The organism is Afifella aestuarii (assembly GCF_004023665.1).
Taxonomy (GTDB): domain Bacteria; phylum Pseudomonadota; class Alphaproteobacteria; order Rhizobiales; family Afifellaceae; genus Afifella; species Afifella aestuarii.
The window spans coordinates 683,435-702,817 of sequence record NZ_SAUF01000005.1 but is presented as its reverse complement, the minus strand read 5'-3'; the positions used below and the strand labels follow the sequence as shown (position 1 = coordinate 702,817).

Here is a 19,383-nt window from a genome sequence, read left to right as displayed (position 1 = left end):
GTTTCGGCATGATCGCGCCGCTGGAAGGGGAGTATTTCTGAATATGTGTGGCATTGTCGGAATCGTCGGAACGACCCCGGTCGCCCCGCGGCTGTTGGATGCGCTCAAGCGGCTTGAATACCGAGGATACGATTCGGCAGGTGTCGCGACGCTGGAGAACAAGGAGCTCACGCGCGAGCGCGCCAAGGGAAAGCTCGTCAATCTCGAGAACCGCCTGCACGAGCATCCGCTTTCCGGTTTGATCGGCATCGGCCATACGCGCTGGGCGACGCATGGGGCGCCGACGGAAGTCAACGCGCATCCGCATGCAACGGAAAGCGTTGCCGTCGTCCACAACGGCATCATCGAGAATTTTCAGGAATTGCGGGCCGAGATCCGGGCCGCCGGACGGGCGCTTCAGACCGACACCGACACGGAAGTCGTCGCGCATCTCATCACTCTGGCGCTCGCCCGCGGGCTCGATCCCGTGGCGGCCGCTGCGGAGACGCTGGCAAAACTCGAAGGTGCCTTCGCTCTCGCCATCCTTTTTGCGCATGAGGACGACCTTCTCATTGCGGCACGCCGGGGCAGTCCGCTCGCCATCGGCTATGGCGACGGCGAGATGTATCTCGGCTCCGACGCCATCGCGCTTGCTCCGTTCACCAACCAGATCACCTATCTGGAAGACGGCGATTGGGCGGTCGTACGGCGTAAGAGCGTCGCCATCTATGATGAGAACGGCGCCGAGGTGCGGCGACCGGTCCAGCATTTCGTCGCCTCGAACTTGATGGTCGACAAGGGCAATCATCGGCACTTCATGCTCAAGGAGATTTACGAGCAGCCCGAGGTCGTGGCGCATACTCTCGGCCATTACGTGGATTTCGCTGAACGCCGCGTGGCGCTGCCGGAGGGGGCCGAGATCGATTTTGCGGGGCTCGACCGTCTCGCCATGTCGGCCTGCGGAACGGCGTTTTACGCGGCACTTGTGGGCCAATATTGGTTTGAGCAGTTGGCTCGCCTGCCAGTCGATCTCGATATCGCTTCGGAGTTTCGCTATCGGGAGGTTCCCCTCGGCGATAAGGGGCTGTCGCTCTTCATCTCGCAATCGGGTGAGACGGCCGACACGCTCGCCTCGCTCCGCTACTGCCGGGAGCATGGGCAGAAGATCGGTGCGATCGTCAACGTGCCGACATCCTCGATCGCGCGTGAGGCCGATTACATTCTGCCGACACTCGCCGGACCCGAGATCGGCGTCGCCTCGACGAAAGCGTTCACCTGCCAGCTCACGACACTCCTCGCGCTTGCAATCGGCGCCGGACGTCAACGCGGACATCTCTCGCGCGACGACGAGGAACAGCTCGTTCAGGCTGCAATCGAGATGCCGCGGCATCTTTCGCAAGCTCTCAAGCTCGAGGACGAGATCGAGGGGCTGGCGAAAGAGCTGTCGCGCGTCAAACACGTGCTCTATCTCGGTCGTGGCAAGAGCTTTCCTCTGGCGCTCGAAGGCGCTCTGAAGCTCAAGGAAATCTCCTATATTCATGCCGAGGGCTATGCGGCGGGCGAACTGAAGCATGGGCCGATCGCGCTCATCGATGAGACGATGCCGGTCATCGTGGTGGCGCCTTACGACAAGGTCTTCGACAAGACCGTCTCCAATATGCAGGAAGTCGCGGCGCGCGGCGGGCGAATCATTCTGCTGACGGACGAAGAGGGCGCGCGGAGCGCTGCTGTCGACACGATGAAGACTCTGATCCTGCCGAGCATGCCGGCCGCGATCGCGCCCATCGTATATGCCGTGCCGGTGCAGCTTTTGGCCTACCATACCGCGGTTTTTATGGGCACAGACGTCGACCAGCCCCGCAATCTCGCCAAGTCCGTGACGGTCGAATAGAGCCCAAAATTTTCGCGCGCGGTCCGGCGCGACGGGCGTTATGATGGGTGACCTGGCACCTTCGCCAGTGGGGTTTTGTGGATGGAAACCGAGGACGCAGAGCGGGGGGCAAAGCCGCAGCGGCGGCACTCGAAAGCGGGGCTCAGGCTTCGCAACTATTTCCTGACCGGTATCGTCGTTGCCGCGCCGATCGGCATCACGTTTTATCTCACCTGGGCTTTCGTGGCCTGGGTGGACGGATGGGTGAAGCCGCTCATCCCCCACGCTTACAATCCCGACAATTATCTGCCCTTCTCGGTTCCGGGTTTCGGGCTCATCGTCGCCATCTTCCTTCTGACGATGCTGGGCTTCCTGACGGCCAACCTGGTCGGGCGCACGATTGTCGCGTACGGGGAGCTCCTCCTCGATCGTATGCCGCTCGTGCGGAACCTTTACCGGGCGCTGAAGCAGATCTTCGAGACCGCCCTTTCACAATCGAGCCGCTCGTTTCAGCAGGTCGGGCTGATCGAATATCCGCGGCGCGGGCTGTGGGCGCTGGTCTTCATCGCGACCGACACGAAGGGGGAGATCGCCGAGCGTCTCCAGGAAAGCGATACGGATACGATGGCCGTCTTTCTGCCGACGACGCCAAATCCGACCTCAGGCTTTCTGCTCATTGTGCCGCGCCAGGATGTCATTCTGCTCGATATGACCGTCGAGGAGGGGGCCAAGCTCGTCATTTCTGCAGGCCTTGTCGCCCCGGAATATCATCGCAAGACCAAGGCTCTCGCCCGCGAGGCCAAGGAAGCGGCAGATGATGAGAGAGAGGCGGCGGAATAGACGAGAGGGCATTCCCGCACGTTTCCTGCGCTTATGCGCTCACCCCGAACGCATAAGCCGGATCGCTTCGTCTCTCCCGAAAAGATAGAGAAGACATCGAACGGCCTCGCGCCCCACATATCCGCCCTTTTCTTCACGGGCGAGGATGAGCTTTGCCTCGTCTCTCGCGAGCGCCAGGAGATCACCATGGAATTCCGGCCGGGCGAGCCGGAAACCGGGCATGCCGGACTGCCGCGTGCCGAGAAGATCGCCTTCGCCGCGAAGCTTCAGATCCGCTTCGGCGATGACGAAGCCGTCATTCGTTTCCCGCATCACCTTGAGCCGTTCGCGGGCCGTCTCGCTCAAGGGCGGCTTGTAGAGCAGCAGGCAACTCGAGGGCTTGTCGCCGCGTCCAACCCGGCCGCGCAGCTGATGTAGCTGGGCGAGGCCGAAACGTTCGGCATGTTCGATGACGATGATGGAGGCATCCGGGACATCGACGCCGACCTCGATCACGGTGGTCGCCACGAGAACGGCGCCGCCCGGCTCCCGGAAATGTTGCATCGCTGCGGCCTTTTCGGCACCCTTCATCCGTCCGTGGAGGAGCAGGGCCCGCGATCCGAACATCTTTTCGAGGTCGCGAAAGCGCTCTTCCGCCGCCGCCACATCGAGCGATTCCGATTCTTCGACGAGCGGGCAGACCCAATAGACCTTTTCCCCTTTGTCGACGGCGGAACGGATTCGCTCTTTCACTTCTAAGAGCCGTTCGGAGGAGGCGACACGCGTGTCTATGGGACGCCGTCCTGCCGGCTTTTCACGCAGCTCGGAAATCTCCATGTCGCCGAAATAGGTGAGGACGAGCGTGCGCGGGATCGGGGTTGCCGTCATGACGAGCAGGTCCGGCGCGCTCCCTTTGGCCGATAAGAGCATGCGCTGGTGGACGCCGAAGCGATGCTGCTCGTCGACGATGACGAGACCGAGATCTTTGAAAGCCACGCTCTCCTGAAAGAGGGCGTGTGTGCCGATTGCGATATCGATGTCACCGGCTGCGAGCGCTGCAAGCTTCTCGCCGCGGCCGGCGATGTCCTTGCCGGTGAAAAGGGCCGTCGTCAGCCCGATCGATTCGGCAAGCGGTGCGATCGTCGCAAAATGCTGCCGTGCCAGGATCTCGGTCGGTGCCATCAAGGCGGCTTGTCCGCCATCTTCGCTGACATCGAGCATCGCGGTGAGTGCGACCAGCGTCTTGCCGGAACCGACGTCGCCTTGGAGGAGACGCAGCATCCGCTCTGGTGAACGCAGATCCTTGCGGATGTGGGCGACGGCATCCTGCTGGGCTTGCGTGAGCGCAAAAGGCAAGAGCTCGTGCAGCTTTGCGGTGCGTTCGCCAGAGAATTGGCGCGCTTTGCCGGCAGTCTTGCGAGCGTTTCGGCGCACCAGCCCGAGAGCGAGCTGGCTTGCCAGCAATTCGTCGAAGGCGAGGCGCCGCCAGGCAGGCGCTTCGGGCAGGAGGGCTGCGGCCTCCTGCGGCCGGTGCATCGTCGCGAGAGCCTCGGTGAGCGAGGGCCATTTCTCTCGCGCCATCAGGTCTGACGTAATCCATTCCGGCAATGTCGGCGCCCTTTCGAGCGCCGCCCGTATGATTTTGCCGAGGACCCGGGAGGACAGACCCTCCGTCAGCGGGTAGATCGGCTCGACCATCTGGATCTTGTCGGCCGCGCCTGGCTCCATCACCTCCGGATGCACGATCTGGGCGCGATAATCGAACCAGTCGAGGCGTCCCGAAACCGTGCGGGTCGCGCCGAGAGGCAGGATTTTTTCGATCCACTGGCTGCGAATGTTGAAAAAGATGAGCTCCACGGTGCCGCGGCCGTCATCGAGAATGACGCGATAAGGCGCGCGCGAATGCCGGCGTGGCGCTTCATGATGCTCCACTTTGCCGGTTACGACGACATGGCCTTGCTGTGGAAGCTCGTCCAGGCTAGCGATCTGCTGTCGCGCTATCGCTGAAACCGGCAGATGGAAGAGCAGGTCGCGCACAAGAGGTGGCCCCTCGGCCACACCGGTCACCCGTGCGAGGAGCTTCTCCACTTTCGGTCCCACCCCAGGCAGCGAGGCGGCCTCTGCAAAAAGCGGATCGAGAAGGGCGGGGCGCATACCTCTTCCTGCCTTGCGCTGCGCGCGGCGGCAAGATGCATCTCTTGCCCGCTTGGTCTGAGTGGATAAATCTTGGTGGGGCATGAGCTCCCGCCCATAAGGAATGTGACACCCGATATGGCAGACGAAAAATTTGAAGAGCGGCGCCGACGCGCCCATTTTCGTGCCTGGCGCCGCGGTACGCGCGAGCTGGACCTTCTCGTCGGGCGCTTCGGCGACAGTGTTTTGCCATCTGCCGACGAGCAGCAACTTGCGGAATTCGAGCGGCTTCTCGAACTGCCGGATCTCGCTCTCTACAGCTGGATCGTCGGGCGCGAAGAGGTGCCGGCCGAGCATCAGAGCGCGATGATTTCAGGATTGATTGCCTTCCACAAAAGAGAACGAAATTCGGATGTCGAAATCCTCCAGCGCTGATCGGCTGAGCGATCTTCTGGCGGAAAACCGCCATCTCACCCTGTCCGGTGTCCCGGACGGGTTGGAGGGGCGCGTCCTTGCCGATCTCGTGCGTTTGCGCCGCCTGCCGGTCACGTTCGTTGCGCGGGACGCGCGTCATCTGGAGATGGCGAAAGAGAGCCTGCGTTTCTTTGCGCCAGATATCCGGCGACTGACATTTCCGGCCTGGGACTGCCTGCCGTACGATCGTGTCTCGCCCAACGCCGACGTCGTGGCGCGCCGGATGGCGACACTGAAGGCGCTCGTCGATGCAGGTCCGCAGGCGCCGCTTATCCTTCTGACGACGGCCAATGCGATCATTCAACGGGTGCCGCCGCATGAGTGGGTGGCGCGGCATGTGTGGAGTGCCGGCGCTGGTGACGTGACGCCCATGGAAGGGTTGGTCGCGCGTCTGGCGGCCGATGGTTTTGAACGTGTACCGACGGTTCGGGCCGTTGGCGAATATGCCGTGCGTGGCGGTATCGTCGACCTTTTCGCTCCAGGGGATACGGGGGCAATCCGCTGCGACTTCTTCGGCGACACGCTGGAGACGATCCGTCCCTTCGATCCGGAGAACCAACGCACGACCGGACAGGTCTCGCGGCTCGACCTCCTGCCTGCGAGCGAAATCATCCTCGATGACGAGGTCGTCGCGCGTTTTCGCCAGAACTATCGCGAAGCCTTCGGCGCCGTGACGAGCGACGATCCGCTTTACGAGGCGGTGAGCGCCGGGCGACGCTTTGCGGGCATGGAGCACTGGCTCGCCTTCTTCCATGAACGGCTGGAGACGGTTCTCGATTACGCCGGCGACACGCTGGTGGCGGTCGATCATCTGGCAGCAGATACGCTCAAGGATCGCTGGGAGCAGATCGGCGACCATTACGAAGCGCGCAAGGAAAACGCCGATCAGAAGCTCGCCGGCGCGGCGCCCTATAAGCCAGCGGCTCCCGATAGCCTCTATCTGACGCCCGAGGAATGGCAGGCCAAAGTGGACGATCATGCGTCCGCCCGGCTGACGCCTTTCGCATCACCGGGCGATGCGGGCTCCGTCTACGATGTCGAGGGCAGGGCGGGCCGCACCTTTGCCGCCGAACGGGCAGCCGGTGACGTCAATGTCTTCGATGCGCTCGTCGCGCATGTCGCCGATCGCCGCAAGGCCGGCAAACGTATCGTGCTTGCGACCTGGAGCGTGGGCGCGCGAGACCGTCTCATTCAGGTCCTGAGCGACCACGGCATGGAGCGTCTGCAGCCGGTCGAAACCTGGGCTGAGACGGAGGCGCTTGCCAAAGGCATCACCGGCATGGCCGTGATGCCGCTCGAAACCGGTTTCGAGACGCCCGACAGCGTCTTCATTGGCGATCAGGATGTGCTCGGCGACCGCCTCGTGCGCCCGGCACGCAAGCGCAAACGCGCAGCCGATGCTCTGACCGAGGCTGCGAGCCTCTCGGAAGGTGATCTCGTCGTCCATGTCGATCACGGCATCGGGCGTTTCGACGGTCTCGTCACGATCGAGGCCGCGGGTGCGCCGCACGACTGCCTCCAGCTCGTCTATGCGGGTGGCGACAAACTTTTCCTGCCGGTCGAAAATATCGATCTTCTGACGCGTTATGGCGCGGAAGGTTCAGAGACCGCGCTCGACAAGCTCGGCGGCGTCGCCTGGCAGAACCGCAAGGCGCGTCTCAAGAAGCGCATCCGTGAAATCGCCGATGCTCTCATTAAGACGGCAGCGGCGCGGCTTCTCCGTCACGGCGAGAAGCTCGTCGCACCGGAGGGCCTCTACGGTGAATTCGCGGCCCGTTTTCCCTATGAGGAAACGGATGACCAGGATGCCGCGATCGAGGCCGCGATTGGCGATCTCGGCTCGGGCATGCCGATGGACCGGCTGGTCTGCGGCGATGTCGGTTTCGGCAAGACCGAAGTGGCGCTCAGGGCGGCGTTCGTCGCGGCGATCAGCGGCAAGCAGGTGGCCGTGGTCGTGCCGACGACCTTGCTCGCCCGCCAGCACTACAAAACCTTCGTCGAGCGTTTTCGCGGATTGCCGCTGCAGATTGGCGGGCTTTCCAGACTTGTCGGCACGGCGGAGAAAGCGCGGGTCAAGGCGGGACTCGCAGACGGCACCATCGATATCGTCGTCGGCACGCACGCGCTTCTCGCGAAATCTGTCAATTTCCGCGATCTCGGCCTCGTCATCGTCGACGAGGAGCAGCATTTCGGCGTCAAGCACAAGGAACGCCTGAAGGAGTTGCGCTCGGCGGTGCACGTCCTGACGCTGACGGCGACGCCGATCCCGCGCACCCTGCAGCTCGCGCTCACCGGCGTGCGCGATCTCTCCATCATCGCGACGCCGCCTGTCGACCGTTTGGCGGTGCGCACCTTCATCTCGCCCTTCGATCCGCTGATCGTTCGCGAGGCGCTCTTGCGGGAGAGACTTCGCGGCGGGCAATCCTTCTATGTCGTGCCGCGGATTTCCGATCTCGCCGAAGTGAAGGAGTTTTTGGAGCAAAATCTGCCGGAGGCGCGGGTTGCCGTCGCGCATGGCCAAATGGCGGCAAGCGAGCTCGATCAGGTGATGAACGCCTTCTACGACGGCCAGTACGACGTTCTGCTGTCGACGACGATCGTGGAATCGGGCCTCGACATTCCGACCGCGAACACGCTCATCATCCATCGCGCCGACATGTTCGGTCTCGCTCAGCTCTATCAGCTGCGCGGACGCATCGGCCGGTCCAAGAACCGCGCCTACGCCTACTTCACCGTGCCGGCGAAGAAGACGATGACGACGACAGCCGAGCGGCGCCTCAAGGTCCTGCAGTCCCTCGATTCGCTCGGCGCTGGCTTCCAGCTCGCCAGCCACGATCTCGATATCCGCGGTGCCGGTAATCTTCTCGGCGAAGAGCAGTCCGGCCATATCAAGGAGGTCGGTTTCGAGCTTTACCAGCAAATGCTCGAAGAGGCGGTGGCAAGTCTCAAGGCCGGCGACGAGGAGCTTGCCGAGGGCAAGTGGTCTCCGCAAATCACGATCGGCATGGCCGTCATGATTCCAGAGGCTTACGTCCCAGACCTGACGCTTCGCATGAGCCTTTATCGACGTCTTGCAGACCTCGAAGACGCTGGCGACATCGACGCTTTTGGGGCGGAGATGATCGATCGTTTCGGACCGTTGCCGGACGAGGTCGACCATCTCTTGAAGGTCGTCTACGTGAAGTCGCTCTGCCGCAGAGCCAATGTGGAAAAGGTCGATGCCGGGCCGAAGGGCGTGGTGATCGCCTTCCGCAACAACGAGTTCGCAAATCCCGGTGGCCTCGTGCGCTATATCGGCGAGCAGGGCTCGATGGCGAAAATCCGCCCCGACCAGCGTATCGTTCTGTCCCGCGATTGGCCGCGGCCTGAAGACCGCCTGAAAGGCACGGCGTCCCTACTGACGCGTCTTGCCAAGATTGCCGAGGAAGGGGCGCAGAAAGCCGCTTAAGGCATGGCTGATTGCGAAGAGAGCGCTTCGATGATGCGGCAGTCGTCGATCGTGCCGCCCCGGCAGCTCTCCTTCATCCTTCGGAGCTCGCTCGCGAGGCGCTGAAGGTCTGCGATTTTGTCCTCCACCTCGACAAGGTGCGAGGTGACCAGCCGGTCGACGGCGGCGCAGTCGCGCTCGGTATCTGCTGATAGCTCGAGGAGTTCCCGGATCTCGTCGAGGGTGAAGCCGAGAGCGCGGGAGCGCCTGATAAAGCTCAGCCGCTCCTGATGCATATTTGAATAGGCGCGATAATTCCCGCCCGTGCGTGGCGGAGCGGGCAGAAGCCCGATTTTCTCGTAATAGCGGATGGTGACGATCTTCGTGCCTGTTGCGGCAGCAAGATCGCCAATTCGCAGAAGCGACGGCTCGGTCACACTCTTGACCCTATAGTGGGGTGCAACCTAGCAGCTCGTTGGATCGGATGTGAGGCCGAGATGAGCGGTTGCTGCGAGGACGAATGCTGTGGGAGTGCGATCCGTGGTGATGACGGACGTTTTGCCCGACTTCTCTGGATCGCGCTTGTTGTGAACGCCGGGATGTTCGTCGTGGAGGCAGGAGCGGGATTTGCCGCCGGGTCGCTGTCGCTGCAGGCCGATTCGCTCGATTTCCTTGGTGACGCGGGAAATTATGCCGTCAGTCTGATGGTTGTCGCTTCGGCACCGGCCGTGCGAGCCAAGGCCGCGCTTTTGAAAGGCGCCACAATGGGCCTTTTTGGTCTCTGGATCGTGGCTGCAACCATCTGGCGCGCCTTCAATGCGGTGCCGCCGGATCCCCTGACGATGTCCTGGGTCGGGCTCCTCGCGCTCATCGCCAATCTCGGTGTAGCCGCGCTTCTGTGGGCCTATCGCGGGGGCGATGCCAATATGCGCTCCGTCTGGCTTTGTTCGCGCAATGACGCGATCGGCAATCTCGTCGTGCTCGTTGCTGCTGCCGGTGTCTTCGGAACGCAGACGGCCTGGCCGGATCTCATCGTCGCAGCCATCATGGCTTCGCTCGCGCTCCAGGCTGCGACGATGATCGTGCGCCACGCGCTTCTCGAACTTCAGGACGAAGCCCGCGAGCAGAAGCCCGCCTAGAAGATAGCTGGAGCTGAGTGAGCCGTAAGCTGGCCCTCTTAGGCCGGTCCGTTGTCGTTGGCGTTGTGTGACGCCGCCAAAGCCGCGTTGAAAGCCTCGACGAGGACCTCAGGCGCCTGTGCGCCAACGACGACATAGCGGTTGCCGACGACAAAGGTCGGCACGCCGCTCACGCCCATCTGACGGGCGAGGGCGATTTCCTCCTCGACCAGATCGCGGTCGGCACCACTGGCCAGGAGCTCAGCAATGACGTCGGGATCCATCCCAGCTTTGGCGGCGATCTCCGTCAGCGTCTCCGGCTCGTTGAGACGCCGGCCCTCGATGAAATAGGCATTGAACAGCGCCTCGACGATCACGTCCTGCACGCCGGCGCTTGCCGACCAGCGGATGAGGCGGTGAGCGTCGAGCGTGTTGGGTGAGACCTCGATTGCATCAAAATCGAAGGGAATCGCTTCCTGCGCTCCGGCGGCGCGCACGTCGACGTAGAGAGAGCGCGCTCTTTCAGCCGAGCCGAATTTTTCCGCAAGATAGAGGCTGCGGTCCTTGCCTTCCGGCGGCAAGGTCGGGTCGAGCTGATAGGGACGCCAGCGGATGTCGAGGGGAATCTGGCTCTGGCTCGCGGCCTTTTCCAGGCGCCTTTTCCCGATGAAGCACCACGGGCACATGACGTCTGAGATGACATCTACGGAAAGGCGGTCGGTCGCTGGGAGTTCATCGCTCATACGGGGAACTTAGCGCGGGGCCGGCGCCTGGCCAGCGTCAATGCTGCGAGGCCTCGGCCGACCACCAGGTGGTCGGCTCCGGTCCATAAAGCGACCCGTGCGAGGGATGGGAAAGCCTGTTCCAATAGGCGACCCACTCGGCGGGGGCATGAAAGAGTGGCACGACGTAAAAGCCGGAAATGAGGACCCGATCGAGCGCGCGGACCGCGGCGACGAAGGTCTCCCGGTCTCTGACGGACAAAAGGCTTTGGATCATCGCGTCGATGGCGGGATCGGAGGCGCCGGAGAAATTGAAGCTTCCCGGGCTTTCTGCGGCCGCGGACGACCAGCGGAAGGATTGCTCACTCCCGGGAGAGAGAGAAGCGAAGGCCAGATTGTACCTGATCATATCGAAGTCGAACGATTTCAGCCGCTCCCAATACTGGCTCGCATCGACCTGCCGGACATTTGCGCTGATGCCGACGAGCGCCAGCGCGTTCTGGTACGCGAGAGCCAGCCGCTCGTCCTCGCGCGTCATCACCAGAATTTCGAAGGCGAAGGGCTCACCCGTCTTCTCGTTGACGATCTTGCCGCCCTGGCGGACCCAGCCGGCCTCTTTCAGCAAGGCGAGGCCCTTGCGGAAATTGTCGCGGTCGCGGCCGCTGCCGTCGCCTTCGGGCGGACGATAGCTGCCGTCCATCACAGATGGGAGAACCGCATCGGGGTAGGGCGCGAGGAGCTTCTTTTCTTCTTCGGAGGCGGGGCGACCGATTGCCGAGAGTTCAGAGCCCTCGAAATAGCTGGCGGTGCGGTCGTAGGCGCCGAGGAAGAGGTTTTCGTTGAGCCATTTGAAGTCGAGAAAATAGCCGAGCGCCTGACGCACGCGCTTGTCGGCGAAAACCAGCTTCCGGGTGTTCATGAAGAAGCCGTTCATCCCCTTGGGGATGCCCGTATCGAACTTTTCGAGTTTGACCAGGCCCTGTTCCACAGCCGGGAAGCGATAGCCGGTCTGCCAGCGGCTCGGATCTTTTTCCCGATGATAGTCGAAGAGGCCCTTCTTGAAGGCTTCAAAATAGGTGTTGGTGTCGCGGAAATACTCCAACCGAATCTCGTCGAAATTGTCGAAGCCGCGCTTCACCGGCAGATCCTTGCCCCAATAATCATTCCGCTTTTTCAGGATGATAGAGGTGCCAGGGCGGGTTTCGGCGACCTCGTAGGGGCCGGAGCCCATAAGCGGCGTGAGACTGCTTCTCGAAAACTCGTCTTCCGACACGGCGTGTTTGGGAAAGATCGGCTGCAGCGCGACGAGAAGCGGCAATTCGCGGCTGGCGCCGTCATCGAAGGTGAAGCGCACCGTGCGTTCGCCCTCGGCCGTAACGTCGGCCACCCTGGCATACCAGCCTTTCGGGCGCCCATGGTCTTTCAGGAGGTTGAAAGAATAGACGACGTCCTCCGCCGTGACCGGCTCACCGTCGGCCCATTTCGCTTCCGGACGTATGGAAAACGAGATCCATGAGCGGTCGTCGGGGACGGTGACGCTCTCAGCGAGCAGCCCATAGAGCGAAAACGGCTCGTCACGGTTTCGTACCATCAGGCTTTCCCAGAGATTGTTGCCCCATTCGTCGTCCCACAGAGCCCGCGGCGCCGTTCCCTTGAGGATGAAGGGATTGAGGCTGTCGAAACTGCCCACCATCGCGTAGGCGATGCGCCCTCCCTGCGGAGCCTCCGGATTGGCATAGGGGAGGTGATCGAAGTCCGCCGGCAGCTCCGGATCGCCATGCATGGCAATCGCGTGCTGGGGTTCTTGAGCGCTGGCTGGGAGGATCGACGCGACAAACCCCAAGAGCAGCGCCGCGAGCGCGCTCGTGAGGCGAGGGCAAGGCACCATTTGGGATGGCTCTCCAGTTATCGTCTATCGTTTAAGGGCGAGAATCGGACCTTGCGCCAATCTGGCATAGCGTGCAATTGCGGACTATGGAGTTGGCCGCGGGGCTCCGACATGGTGTCGCCGCATTCTGAGGTCTTCCAACCCGGACAGAATGAAAGGGCGCCACGCGCGCCGAGTCAGTGCGAGGATCATCCATGCAATTTCTTCAGGCCGCGATGCGGCGGTCGCGTTCCATTGCGCAGGTCGCGGCGCCCTTGCTCCTGGTTCTTGCAGTCTCGCCCGCCTGGGCGCAGGACCAGCAGCCGAACCAGGATCAGCAGCAGCAGCCGGAATGGGTCAAGCTGTGCAGCGAAAACCCGCAGAACAAAAAGCAGGTCTGCGTGGTCACACGCGAACGTCGCGCCGCCACGGGGCAGCTGCTTGCAGCGGTCTCGTTGCGCGAGACCGAAGGCAAGAAGTTCCTGGTTTCGGCCGTGCCGCCGGGAATGCTTTTGCGGCCGGGGCTGCAGGTTCAGATCGACGGCGGCAAGCCCACCAAGGTGCAGTACTCGATCTGCTTCCCGAATCTCTGCTTCGCCGAAGCGGAAGTGAATGATGATTTCCTCGCTTCCATGAAGCGCGGCAGCAAGCTCGTCATCACCACGCTCAACCAGCAGGCCAAGCCGATCAATTTCGACGTGAGCCTGTCTGGCTTCACGGCCTCGTATGAGGGCGAAGCGATCGACCCGAAAGAGCTGCAAGCCGAGCAGCAGAAGCTGCAGGACGAGTTGAAGCGCAAGGCCGAGCAGGCCCGCAAGCAGCTCATCGAGAAGCAGCAGCAGAGCTCCGGCCAGTAAGGCCGGCTCTCCATAAAACGTTTCATGGCCCCGGCATTGCCGGGGCCTTTTTTGTTTCGGCGGGGTCTTCTGTCTTTCTGGAGGACGTCGCTTGCTTCAAAAGATCGAAATGCGTTTGGTGGCCAGCAGTTGACAACGATTTAGCCGGGGCTACATTTCTCGCCATACAGCAAAAGAAGCCCCCGCGTGACCGCGTCCCCTCGCTCTTCTTCTTTATCCGACCGCACCACCACGGCCATCCGCGAGACCCTCGCGGGCAGGCGCCGCGGGCCTTTCTCCGGAATGGTCTTTGCCGGGCCGGCAGTGATCGCCTCGATCGCCTATATGGACCCGGGCAATTTCGCCACGAACATCCAGGCGGGCGCGAAGTACGGCTATACGCTCCTGTGGGTCGTCTTGATGGCGAACCTGATCGCCATGTTGTTTCAGGCCCTGTCTGCGCGGCTCGGCATCGTCACCGGGCGCAATCTCGCGGAGCTCTGCCGAGACAGGTTCCCGCTGCCAGTCGTTCTCGTGATGTGGGTGGTGAGCGAGATTGCCGCGATGGCGACCGACCTTGCCGAGTTCCTCGGCGGAGCGATCGGGCTCGCGCTCCTCTTCGACATGCCGCTCCTTGTCGGCATGGGGATTACCGCCGTCGTAACGCTCGCGATCCTGCTGTTCGAGCGGGGCGGTTTCCGGCCGATGGAGCTCATCATCGGCGCACTCGTCGGCCTTATCGGGCTTTGTTACCTGATCGAGATGTTTATCGCACCCGTGGATTGGGCGGCGGCCGGTCTGCATGTCTTTGTGCCGGAGATGCCGGACGGCGAGGCGCTGCTGATTTCCGTCGGCATCATCGGCGCGACCGTCATGCCGCATGCCGTCTATCTGCATTCGGGGCTGACACAGAACCGCGCACCGGCAAGCAACGATCAAGATCGACGCAAGCTCGTTCGATTCTCCAACCGCGAAGTGGTTCTGGCCCTGGCGGTGGCGGGGCTCGTGAACATGGCCATGGTGATCATGGCCTCGAGCGCTTTTCACGCGGGTCACAGCGAGGTCGCGGAGATCGAGACGGCCTATCACACGCTGACGCCGCTTCTCGGCGTGGCGGCGGCCGAAGTGTTCCTGATTTCCCTGATCGCGTCCGGCGTATCGAGCTCCGTCGTCGGAACGATGGCCGGACAGATGATCATGCAGGGATTCGTCGGCTTCAGTATTCCGATATGGGTCCGGCGGCTCGTCACCATGCTGCCGGCCTTCGTAGTCGTCGCGCTCGGCATCAACGCCACAAAGGCGCTCGTCATCAGCCAGGTGATTCTGTCGATCGCACTGCCTGTGCCGATGATCGCACTCGTCTACTTCAGCGCCAGCCGCGAGATCATGGGGCAGTTCGTTGCGCGGCGCTTGATCAGCGTCATCGCCGTGACGGGAACGGTCGTCGTTCTGGCGCTCAATATGGTGCTTTTGCTCGACATATTCGGCATCGACATACCCGGTCTGCCGCCTCTCTAACTGGGAGACCGAGACCGCGAAGTCCTAGTTGATGGCCTCGCGCATTTGGTATTGGCCGTTCTCAAACGAGGCGAACAGCTCGGTCACCTGCGGATGACGGACGGGTTCGCCCGAATCATCCGGGACGAGGTTCTGTTCGGAGACGTAGGCCACGTATTCGGTCTCCGCGTTCTCCGCCAGCAAATGATAGAATGGTTGGTCCTTCGACGGCCGGATCTCGGCCGGGATGGCATCGTACCATTCGTCCGTGTTGTCGAAGACAGGATCGACGTCGAAAATCACGCCGCGGAATGGCAGGACGCGATGTTTGACGACGTCACCGATATTGAATTTGGCTGATCGCATGTTGTCCATAAGTTCAACCTAACAGCTCGAAGATCGGGCATCGTGAGGGAAAGTCAAGGCGCGGCTGCGGGCTCCTCAACTGCGCGCTCGGGCTGATTTCCAGCGGTCGTGAACCCACATCCACTCTCCCGGCCTCTCTCGGATCCAGGCTTCGAATTGTGTCTGGATCGTCTGAGTAAATACGGCCACGTCCTCCATCTGGTTTCCAGTTTGGGGGCATTCGAGCACCTTCGCCTGAACGATGAAGCGTGCACCTTTGCCTCGAAGGACGCGGCCAGCAACCACAGGATTATGCAAACGACGTGCCACCATCGCAGGAAAGGGATTGGCGGTCGTCTCCTTGCCGAAGACCACGACCTTGATGCCTTTCGCTTCACGCTGATCGCCGAGCAGCGCGACGGCACCGCCGGCACGGACATGGGCCATCACGCGCTTCGGTGTGGACTTGGCTTTCGCGATGAGACCACCCGGAAACACGTTTGACCGCAAGCTCGTGACGTAGGCGTCCGAGTAGGGGTTTTTGAGCCTTTGATAGAGGCCGATCCCGTTGAGCTCTTTCGGGATGGCGATCGACGCGATCTCCCAATTGGCCGAATGGAGGCCGACGACCAGCAGGCCTGCACCGCGGTCAACGAAACTTTGACGCAGCTTCGGGTCGATGTCGATCGTCACGCGGTCGCTCGCCAAGATGAGGTCGATGAGAAAGCTCTCGGCGAAGGTCCGCCCCAAATTGTCCCATTGCTGGCGGGCGATCTCCTGGCGCTCCGATTCGCTCTTTTCGGGAAAGGCGATGGCGAGATTTTGCATCACCCTTGGATGCCGATGCGTTCGAGGTCCGACCAAACTCCAGGCGCGGCCCATTATGTTCGACGCAACATCGATTGGTAATGATCGCAGGAGTACCGCGACGAGACGCATGAGAGCGTACTCGGCGAAGTAGCGTGCACGGCGTGTCGTTGACAATGATCGGCCGGAGGTCATGGCTTGCCCGCGGAAGCCTGCGTCAATTGACGAGATGGGTCCAACCATCTAGCCCGCAGGGTCGGCGGACCGCTTAGCGAAGCTCGCTCGTGGATGCAACACGAGCCGACCCGTCGCCCGGAAGCCATGAAGAAGGAAAGCGCCGGTTCAGGATGAGTGATATCGTGGGCCTTGCCCTGCCATTCTTTGGTCTGATCCTTCTCGGTTTCGTCGCCGGCCGCATCTGGCACGAGGATGAGAAGGCGCTCGCTTGGCTGAACCTCTACGTGATCTATTTCGCGCTTCCGGCGCTCTTCTTCGAGGTGCTCTCGAAGACGCCGATCGAAGAGCTGACGAACGGCAGCTTCATTTTCGCGACCACTTTTGCGACCTATACCGCGTTTGCTTTCGCCTTCGCGTTTGCGGTGCTCAAGAACGACGGTCGCATTCCGGAGGCGACCGTTCAGGGGCTCGTCGGGGGCTACGGCAATGTCGGCTATATGGGTGCGCCGCTGGCGATCGTCGCGCTTGGGCCGCAGGCGGCCGCACCGGCGGCGCTGATCTTCAGCTTCGACGTGACCCTCGTCTTCACGCTGGCGCCCCTCATGATGGCGATGAGCGGGGCAAGTCATCAGCCGATCGGCTCAATCTTGAAGTCGATTCCCCGCAAAGTGCTCCTGCATCCTTTTATCCTAGCGACGCTCGCGGGTGTTCTCGCCGCTTTCATCGGTGTTGGCCTTCCTGCGCCGCTCGAGCGGTTCCTGTCGCTTCTTGGGGGGTCTGCCGCGCCCTGCGCGCTTTTTGCTCTCGGCGTCACGGTTGGCCTGCGACCGCTGCGGCGGGTGCCGGGCGAACTGCCGTTTCTGATCGCGATCAAGCTCCTCGTGCACCCGCTGATCGCTTATCTTCTTCTCACCTGGATCGGAGGGTTCGACCCGGTCTGGATCCAGACCGGGGTCTTGATGGCGGCACTGCCGCCTGCCGCCACGATCTATGTGATCGCGACGCAGTATCGCACCTATGTGCTGGAAGGCTCGTCGGGGATCCTACTCGGAACCGCGGCGTCCGTGGTCACTGTCAGCCTCGTTCTTTATCTCGTCACCACGGGCCTTTTGCCGCTCGATCCGTTTGGATCCTAACTCTCAGAGGCCCCGGAACGTCTTCGCCAGACCCTGCTGCATCAGAAACCGTCGAAAGGGCGCAAAGCCGCCGGCTGCCGAGAGCGCGACCGCGCGCAACGCCTGGACCGGCAGAAGCCCGGTCAGCAGCGATCGGTTCAGGAGATCGACTGCAAGCGTACGGCTGCGAACATCGGCCTGGCGAAGGCGATGAAATTCTGTGGCCGTGCCTTCGTCGAGCCGGTTGCGATTGAGTGACAGGACCGTTTTGAGGGCTTCGACGTCGCGCAGGCCGAGATTGAGGCCCTGAGCTCCGATCGGGGGAAAAATATGCGCGGCCTCGCCGATCAGAAGCGCGCGCCCCGAGGCGAAACGGTCGGCGAGACCTGCCGAAAGAGGATAGCTTGCGCGCGGCGAGGTGACCTGCATGGCCCCCAGGAGCGAATGCGCGGAGCGTTCTGCGCGCCGCGCGAATTCTTCTTCGGGGATCTCGCAGAGGAGCGCAGCTTCGCGCGGGCGTTCGACCCAGACCAGGCTGACATTGTTGCCCTGCATCGGTACGAGGGTGAACGGGCCACGATCTGTGTGGAACTCCGTCGACACAGAATGGTGGGGATGAGTGACGGACAAGGTCGTCACCAACGCCGATTGGGCATAGCGCCAACGTCTGACCGCTATGCCGGTTTTGGCTCGAACGAGAGAGCGCGCGCCGTCGGCGCCCACCACGAGGTCACTCTTCAGGTAGGCACCGTGGCCGGTGGTGATGTGGACGCAGTCGCTGTGGAAGCTCAGTTCGCTGGCGGTATCCTCGAAAATTGTGATGTAGCGGCTGTTGCGCGCGCGTTCGGACAGCGCTTCGACGAGGCGGCGATTGGGGATGTTGTAGCCAAAAGCGTTCAAGCCGACCTCGCCGGCGTAGAACGTCACCTCGGGTGCGCGAATTAGCCGTCCGGTGTCGTCGATGAGCCGCATCGCTTGCAAAGGTGCGGCGGCCGAGACGAGATCGGGCATGGCACCGAACTGTTCCAGAAGCTCGATCGAGCCAGCAAAAAGCGCAGCGGTGCGTCCGATGGGGAAGTTCGCAGGTGGAGCGATGATGGCAGTGGTGCGCCCGGCTTCTGCCGCCGCGAGCGCTGCGGCCCAGCCGGTGGCACCGCCTCCGACGATGCAGATTTCGAAATCGTCGCGTGGCTTCATTCTTAATCCTGCCATATCTTCACTCGAACCAGATTGTCTGCCGAGCATTTATTGCCCTATGGGTTGCGTTTCCAGGCATATGGCCTCTTGCCAGAGCGCAAGCAAAGACCACAACGAGGAAAAGAATCTCTCCGTGACGCAAAAAGCTTGCATCGTTTGCCGCAACCGGGCCAATGCCTCGCCGGCAGACAGCCGGTGGATCTTTTTGCCCTTGCCGGAGGGCTGGCGTTTTGACGCCAAAAGCGGCATGAGGAGCCACTATGTTGACGGGGTCTAGGGATTTGCAGCTCGGGCAGCAACTGGAGCATTTACGCGCCGCCGCGTCGCTCTTCGCCATCCATCTATTGACGGCGAGCGGGGCAGCGCTGGCGCTGCTCGCGACGCTTGCGGCCGCGCGCGGCGAATGGCGCGCCGCATTCGTGTGGCTTGGGATCGCGCTCATCGTCGATGCGCTCGACGGGCCGATCGCGCGCCGCTACCAGGTGGGCTCCCGCCTGCCGCGTTGGGATGGCAGCGCGCTCGATTTCGTCATCGATTACACGACCTATGTCTTCGTGCCGGCCATTATCCTGGCGAGCGGCTGCGGGCTGGGAACCTTTTTCGGCATTCTCGCCGCGATGATCGTGGCGATCACCGGCGCGCTCTATTTCGCCGACACGCGGATGAAGGAGCCGGACAATTCGTTCAGAGGGTTCCCGGCCGCCTGGAATCTCGCCGTCTTCGTCCTCTTCGCTTTGCAGCCGCATCCTTTCGTGACCTTCATGGTGACGGTGCTCCTCGCTGTCGGCACGTTTCTTCCGGTCAATTTCGTGCATCCCGTGCGCGTTACCAAATGGCGCTGGCTCACGCTGTTGATGATGGTGCTTTGGATGATCTGTGCCGGCATTTTGATCGCGACCGGTTTCGATCAAAATTCGACGGTCGAGATGCTGCTGCTCGTTACGAGCTTCTATCTTCTCGGTGTTGCTGGCGTGCAGCAGCTTCTGGCACGCTTTTAGCC

Annotated in this window: 16 protein-coding genes; 9 read left to right on the top strand and 7 right to left on the bottom strand. The window is 62.2% G+C overall.

Annotation, left to right across the window (positions count from 1 at the left end):
- Window positions 1-43 precede the first annotated feature (43 nt).
- Window positions 44-1,870: a glutamine--fructose-6-phosphate transaminase (isomerizing) gene (gene glmS / locus EO094_RS17375; RefSeq protein ID WP_128294122.1), complete on the top strand. Its 1,827-nt coding sequence runs from the start codon at window positions 44-46 to the stop codon at window positions 1,868-1,870.
- Window positions 1,871-1,951: 81 nt separating this feature from the next.
- Window positions 1,952-2,689, top strand: a complete 738-nt coding sequence (locus EO094_RS17370) for a DUF502 domain-containing protein (protein WP_128294121.1) — start codon at window positions 1,952-1,954, stop codon at window positions 2,687-2,689.
- Between the two features lie 39 nt (window positions 2,690-2,728).
- On the opposite strand, the gene recG is transcribed toward EO094_RS17370, so the two are convergent.
- Window positions 2,729-4,822, bottom strand: coding sequence for an ATP-dependent DNA helicase RecG (gene recG, locus EO094_RS17365; protein WP_128294120.1), 2,094 nt, complete (start codon window positions 4,820-4,822; stop codon window positions 2,729-2,731).
- A 117-nt stretch (window positions 4,823-4,939) separates the two neighbouring features.
- Here recG and EO094_RS17360 point away from each other — a divergent pair, with 117 nt between their 5' ends.
- Window positions 4,940-5,236, top strand: coding sequence for an FAD assembly factor SdhE (locus EO094_RS17360; protein ID WP_128294119.1), 297 nt, complete (start codon window positions 4,940-4,942; stop codon window positions 5,234-5,236).
- Complete coding sequence (gene mfd, locus EO094_RS17355; RefSeq protein ID WP_128294118.1) at window positions 5,214-8,723, top strand: transcription-repair coupling factor; 3,510 nt, start codon at window positions 5,214-5,216, stop codon at window positions 8,721-8,723. Before EO094_RS17360 ends, mfd begins: the two co-directional genes overlap by 23 nt.
- On the opposite strand, the gene EO094_RS17350 is transcribed toward mfd, so the two are convergent.
- On the bottom strand, window positions 8,720-9,121 hold the full coding sequence (locus EO094_RS17350) for a MerR family transcriptional regulator (protein ID WP_128294336.1): 402 nt from the start codon (window positions 9,119-9,121) through the stop codon (window positions 8,720-8,722). The genes mfd and EO094_RS17350 overlap by 4 nt on opposite strands.
- A gap of 78 nt (window positions 9,122-9,199) precedes the next feature.
- Here EO094_RS17350 and EO094_RS17345 point away from each other — a divergent pair, with 78 nt between their 5' ends.
- A complete protein-coding gene (locus tag EO094_RS17345; protein WP_128294117.1) occupies window positions 9,200-9,841 on the top strand; it encodes a cation efflux transmembrane domain-containing protein in 642 nt (213 codons plus the stop codon).
- A gap of 38 nt (window positions 9,842-9,879) precedes the next feature.
- Here EO094_RS17345 and EO094_RS17340 read toward each other — a convergent pair whose 3' ends face one another.
- The gene (locus EO094_RS17340) at window positions 9,880-10,563 is read right to left on the bottom strand and encodes a DsbA family oxidoreductase (protein ID WP_128294116.1); all 684 of its coding nucleotides are present in this window, start codon (window positions 10,561-10,563) and stop codon (window positions 9,880-9,882) included.
- 37 nt (window positions 10,564-10,600) lie between these two features.
- Complete coding sequence (locus tag EO094_RS17335; RefSeq protein WP_128294115.1) at window positions 10,601-12,430, bottom strand: extracellular solute-binding protein; 1,830 nt, start codon at window positions 12,428-12,430, stop codon at window positions 10,601-10,603.
- A gap of 194 nt (window positions 12,431-12,624) precedes the next feature.
- Here EO094_RS17335 and EO094_RS17330 point away from each other — a divergent pair, with 194 nt between their 5' ends.
- Both EO094_RS17330 and EO094_RS17325 read left to right on the top strand, forming a co-directional pair.
- Complete coding sequence (locus EO094_RS17330) at window positions 12,625-13,266, top strand: invasion associated locus B family protein (RefSeq protein ID WP_092812194.1); 642 nt, start codon at window positions 12,625-12,627, stop codon at window positions 13,264-13,266.
- Between the two features lie 186 nt (window positions 13,267-13,452).
- Window positions 13,453-14,763 (top strand): Nramp family divalent metal transporter, encoded by a 1,311-nt coding sequence (locus EO094_RS17325; RefSeq protein ID WP_128294114.1) that lies wholly within the window; start codon window positions 13,453-13,455, stop codon window positions 14,761-14,763.
- A 24-nt stretch (window positions 14,764-14,787) separates the two neighbouring features.
- Here EO094_RS17325 and hspQ read toward each other — a convergent pair whose 3' ends face one another.
- Both hspQ and EO094_RS17315 read right to left on the bottom strand, forming a co-directional pair.
- Window positions 14,788-15,108: a heat shock protein HspQ gene (hspQ, locus tag EO094_RS17320; RefSeq protein ID WP_128294113.1), complete on the bottom strand. Its 321-nt coding sequence runs from the start codon at window positions 15,106-15,108 to the stop codon at window positions 14,788-14,790.
- A gap of 75 nt (window positions 15,109-15,183) precedes the next feature.
- Window positions 15,184-16,137, bottom strand: a complete 954-nt coding sequence (locus tag EO094_RS17315; protein WP_128294112.1) for an LpxL/LpxP family acyltransferase — start codon at window positions 16,135-16,137, stop codon at window positions 15,184-15,186.
- A 104-nt stretch (window positions 16,138-16,241) separates the two neighbouring features.
- Between EO094_RS17315 and EO094_RS17310 the strand changes: the two genes are divergently transcribed.
- The gene (locus EO094_RS17310) at window positions 16,242-17,207 is read left to right on the top strand and encodes an AEC family transporter (protein WP_128294111.1); all 966 of its coding nucleotides are present in this window, start codon (window positions 16,242-16,244) and stop codon (window positions 17,205-17,207) included.
- A gap of 3 nt (window positions 17,208-17,210) precedes the next feature.
- Here EO094_RS17310 and EO094_RS17305 read toward each other — a convergent pair whose 3' ends face one another.
- On the bottom strand, window positions 17,211-18,383 hold the full coding sequence (locus tag EO094_RS17305) for an FAD-dependent monooxygenase (RefSeq protein WP_164879713.1): 1,173 nt from the start codon (window positions 18,381-18,383) through the stop codon (window positions 17,211-17,213).
- Window positions 18,384-18,643: 260 nt separating this feature from the next.
- Between EO094_RS17305 and EO094_RS17300 the strand changes: the two genes are divergently transcribed.
- Complete coding sequence (locus tag EO094_RS17300; protein WP_111328846.1) at window positions 18,644-19,381, top strand: CDP-alcohol phosphatidyltransferase family protein; 738 nt, start codon at window positions 18,644-18,646, stop codon at window positions 19,379-19,381.
- Window positions 19,382-19,383: the final 2 nt, after the last annotated feature.

Bases quoted from the DNA above. Each gene is read 5' to 3' on its own strand.
- glmS (WP_128294122.1), top strand. From the start codon at position 44: ATGTGTGGCATTGTCGGAATCGTCGGAACGACCCCGGTCGCCCCGCGG.
- EO094_RS17370 (WP_128294121.1), top strand. From the start codon at position 1,952: ATGGAAACCGAGGACGCAGAGCGGGGGGCAAAGCCGCAGCGGCGGCAC.
- recG (WP_128294120.1), bottom strand. From the start codon at position 4,822: ATGCGCCCCGCCCTTCTCGATCCGCTTTTTGCAGAGGCCGCCTCGCTG.
- EO094_RS17360 (WP_128294119.1), top strand. From the start codon at position 4,940: ATGGCAGACGAAAAATTTGAAGAGCGGCGCCGACGCGCCCATTTTCGT.
- mfd (WP_128294118.1), top strand. From the start codon at position 5,214: ATGTCGAAATCCTCCAGCGCTGATCGGCTGAGCGATCTTCTGGCGGAA.
- EO094_RS17345 (WP_128294117.1), top strand. From the start codon at position 9,200: ATGAGCGGTTGCTGCGAGGACGAATGCTGTGGGAGTGCGATCCGTGGT.
- EO094_RS17340 (WP_128294116.1), bottom strand. From the start codon at position 10,563: ATGAGCGATGAACTCCCAGCGACCGACCGCCTTTCCGTAGATGTCATC.
- EO094_RS17335 (WP_128294115.1), bottom strand. From the start codon at position 12,430: ATGGTGCCTTGCCCTCGCCTCACGAGCGCGCTCGCGGCGCTGCTCTTG.
- EO094_RS17330 (WP_092812194.1), top strand. From the start codon at position 12,625: ATGCAATTTCTTCAGGCCGCGATGCGGCGGTCGCGTTCCATTGCGCAG.
- hspQ (WP_128294113.1), bottom strand. From the start codon at position 15,108: ATGCGATCAGCCAAATTCAATATCGGTGACGTCGTCAAACATCGCGTC.
- EO094_RS17315 (WP_128294112.1), bottom strand. From the start codon at position 16,137: ATGGTTGGACCCATCTCGTCAATTGACGCAGGCTTCCGCGGGCAAGCC.
- EO094_RS17310 (WP_128294111.1), top strand. From the start codon at position 16,242: ATGAGTGATATCGTGGGCCTTGCCCTGCCATTCTTTGGTCTGATCCTT.
- EO094_RS17305 (WP_164879713.1), bottom strand. From the start codon at position 18,383: ATGAAGCCACGCGACGATTTCGAAATCTGCATCGTCGGAGGCGGTGCC.
- EO094_RS17300 (WP_111328846.1), top strand. From the start codon at position 18,644: ATGTTGACGGGGTCTAGGGATTTGCAGCTCGGGCAGCAACTGGAGCAT.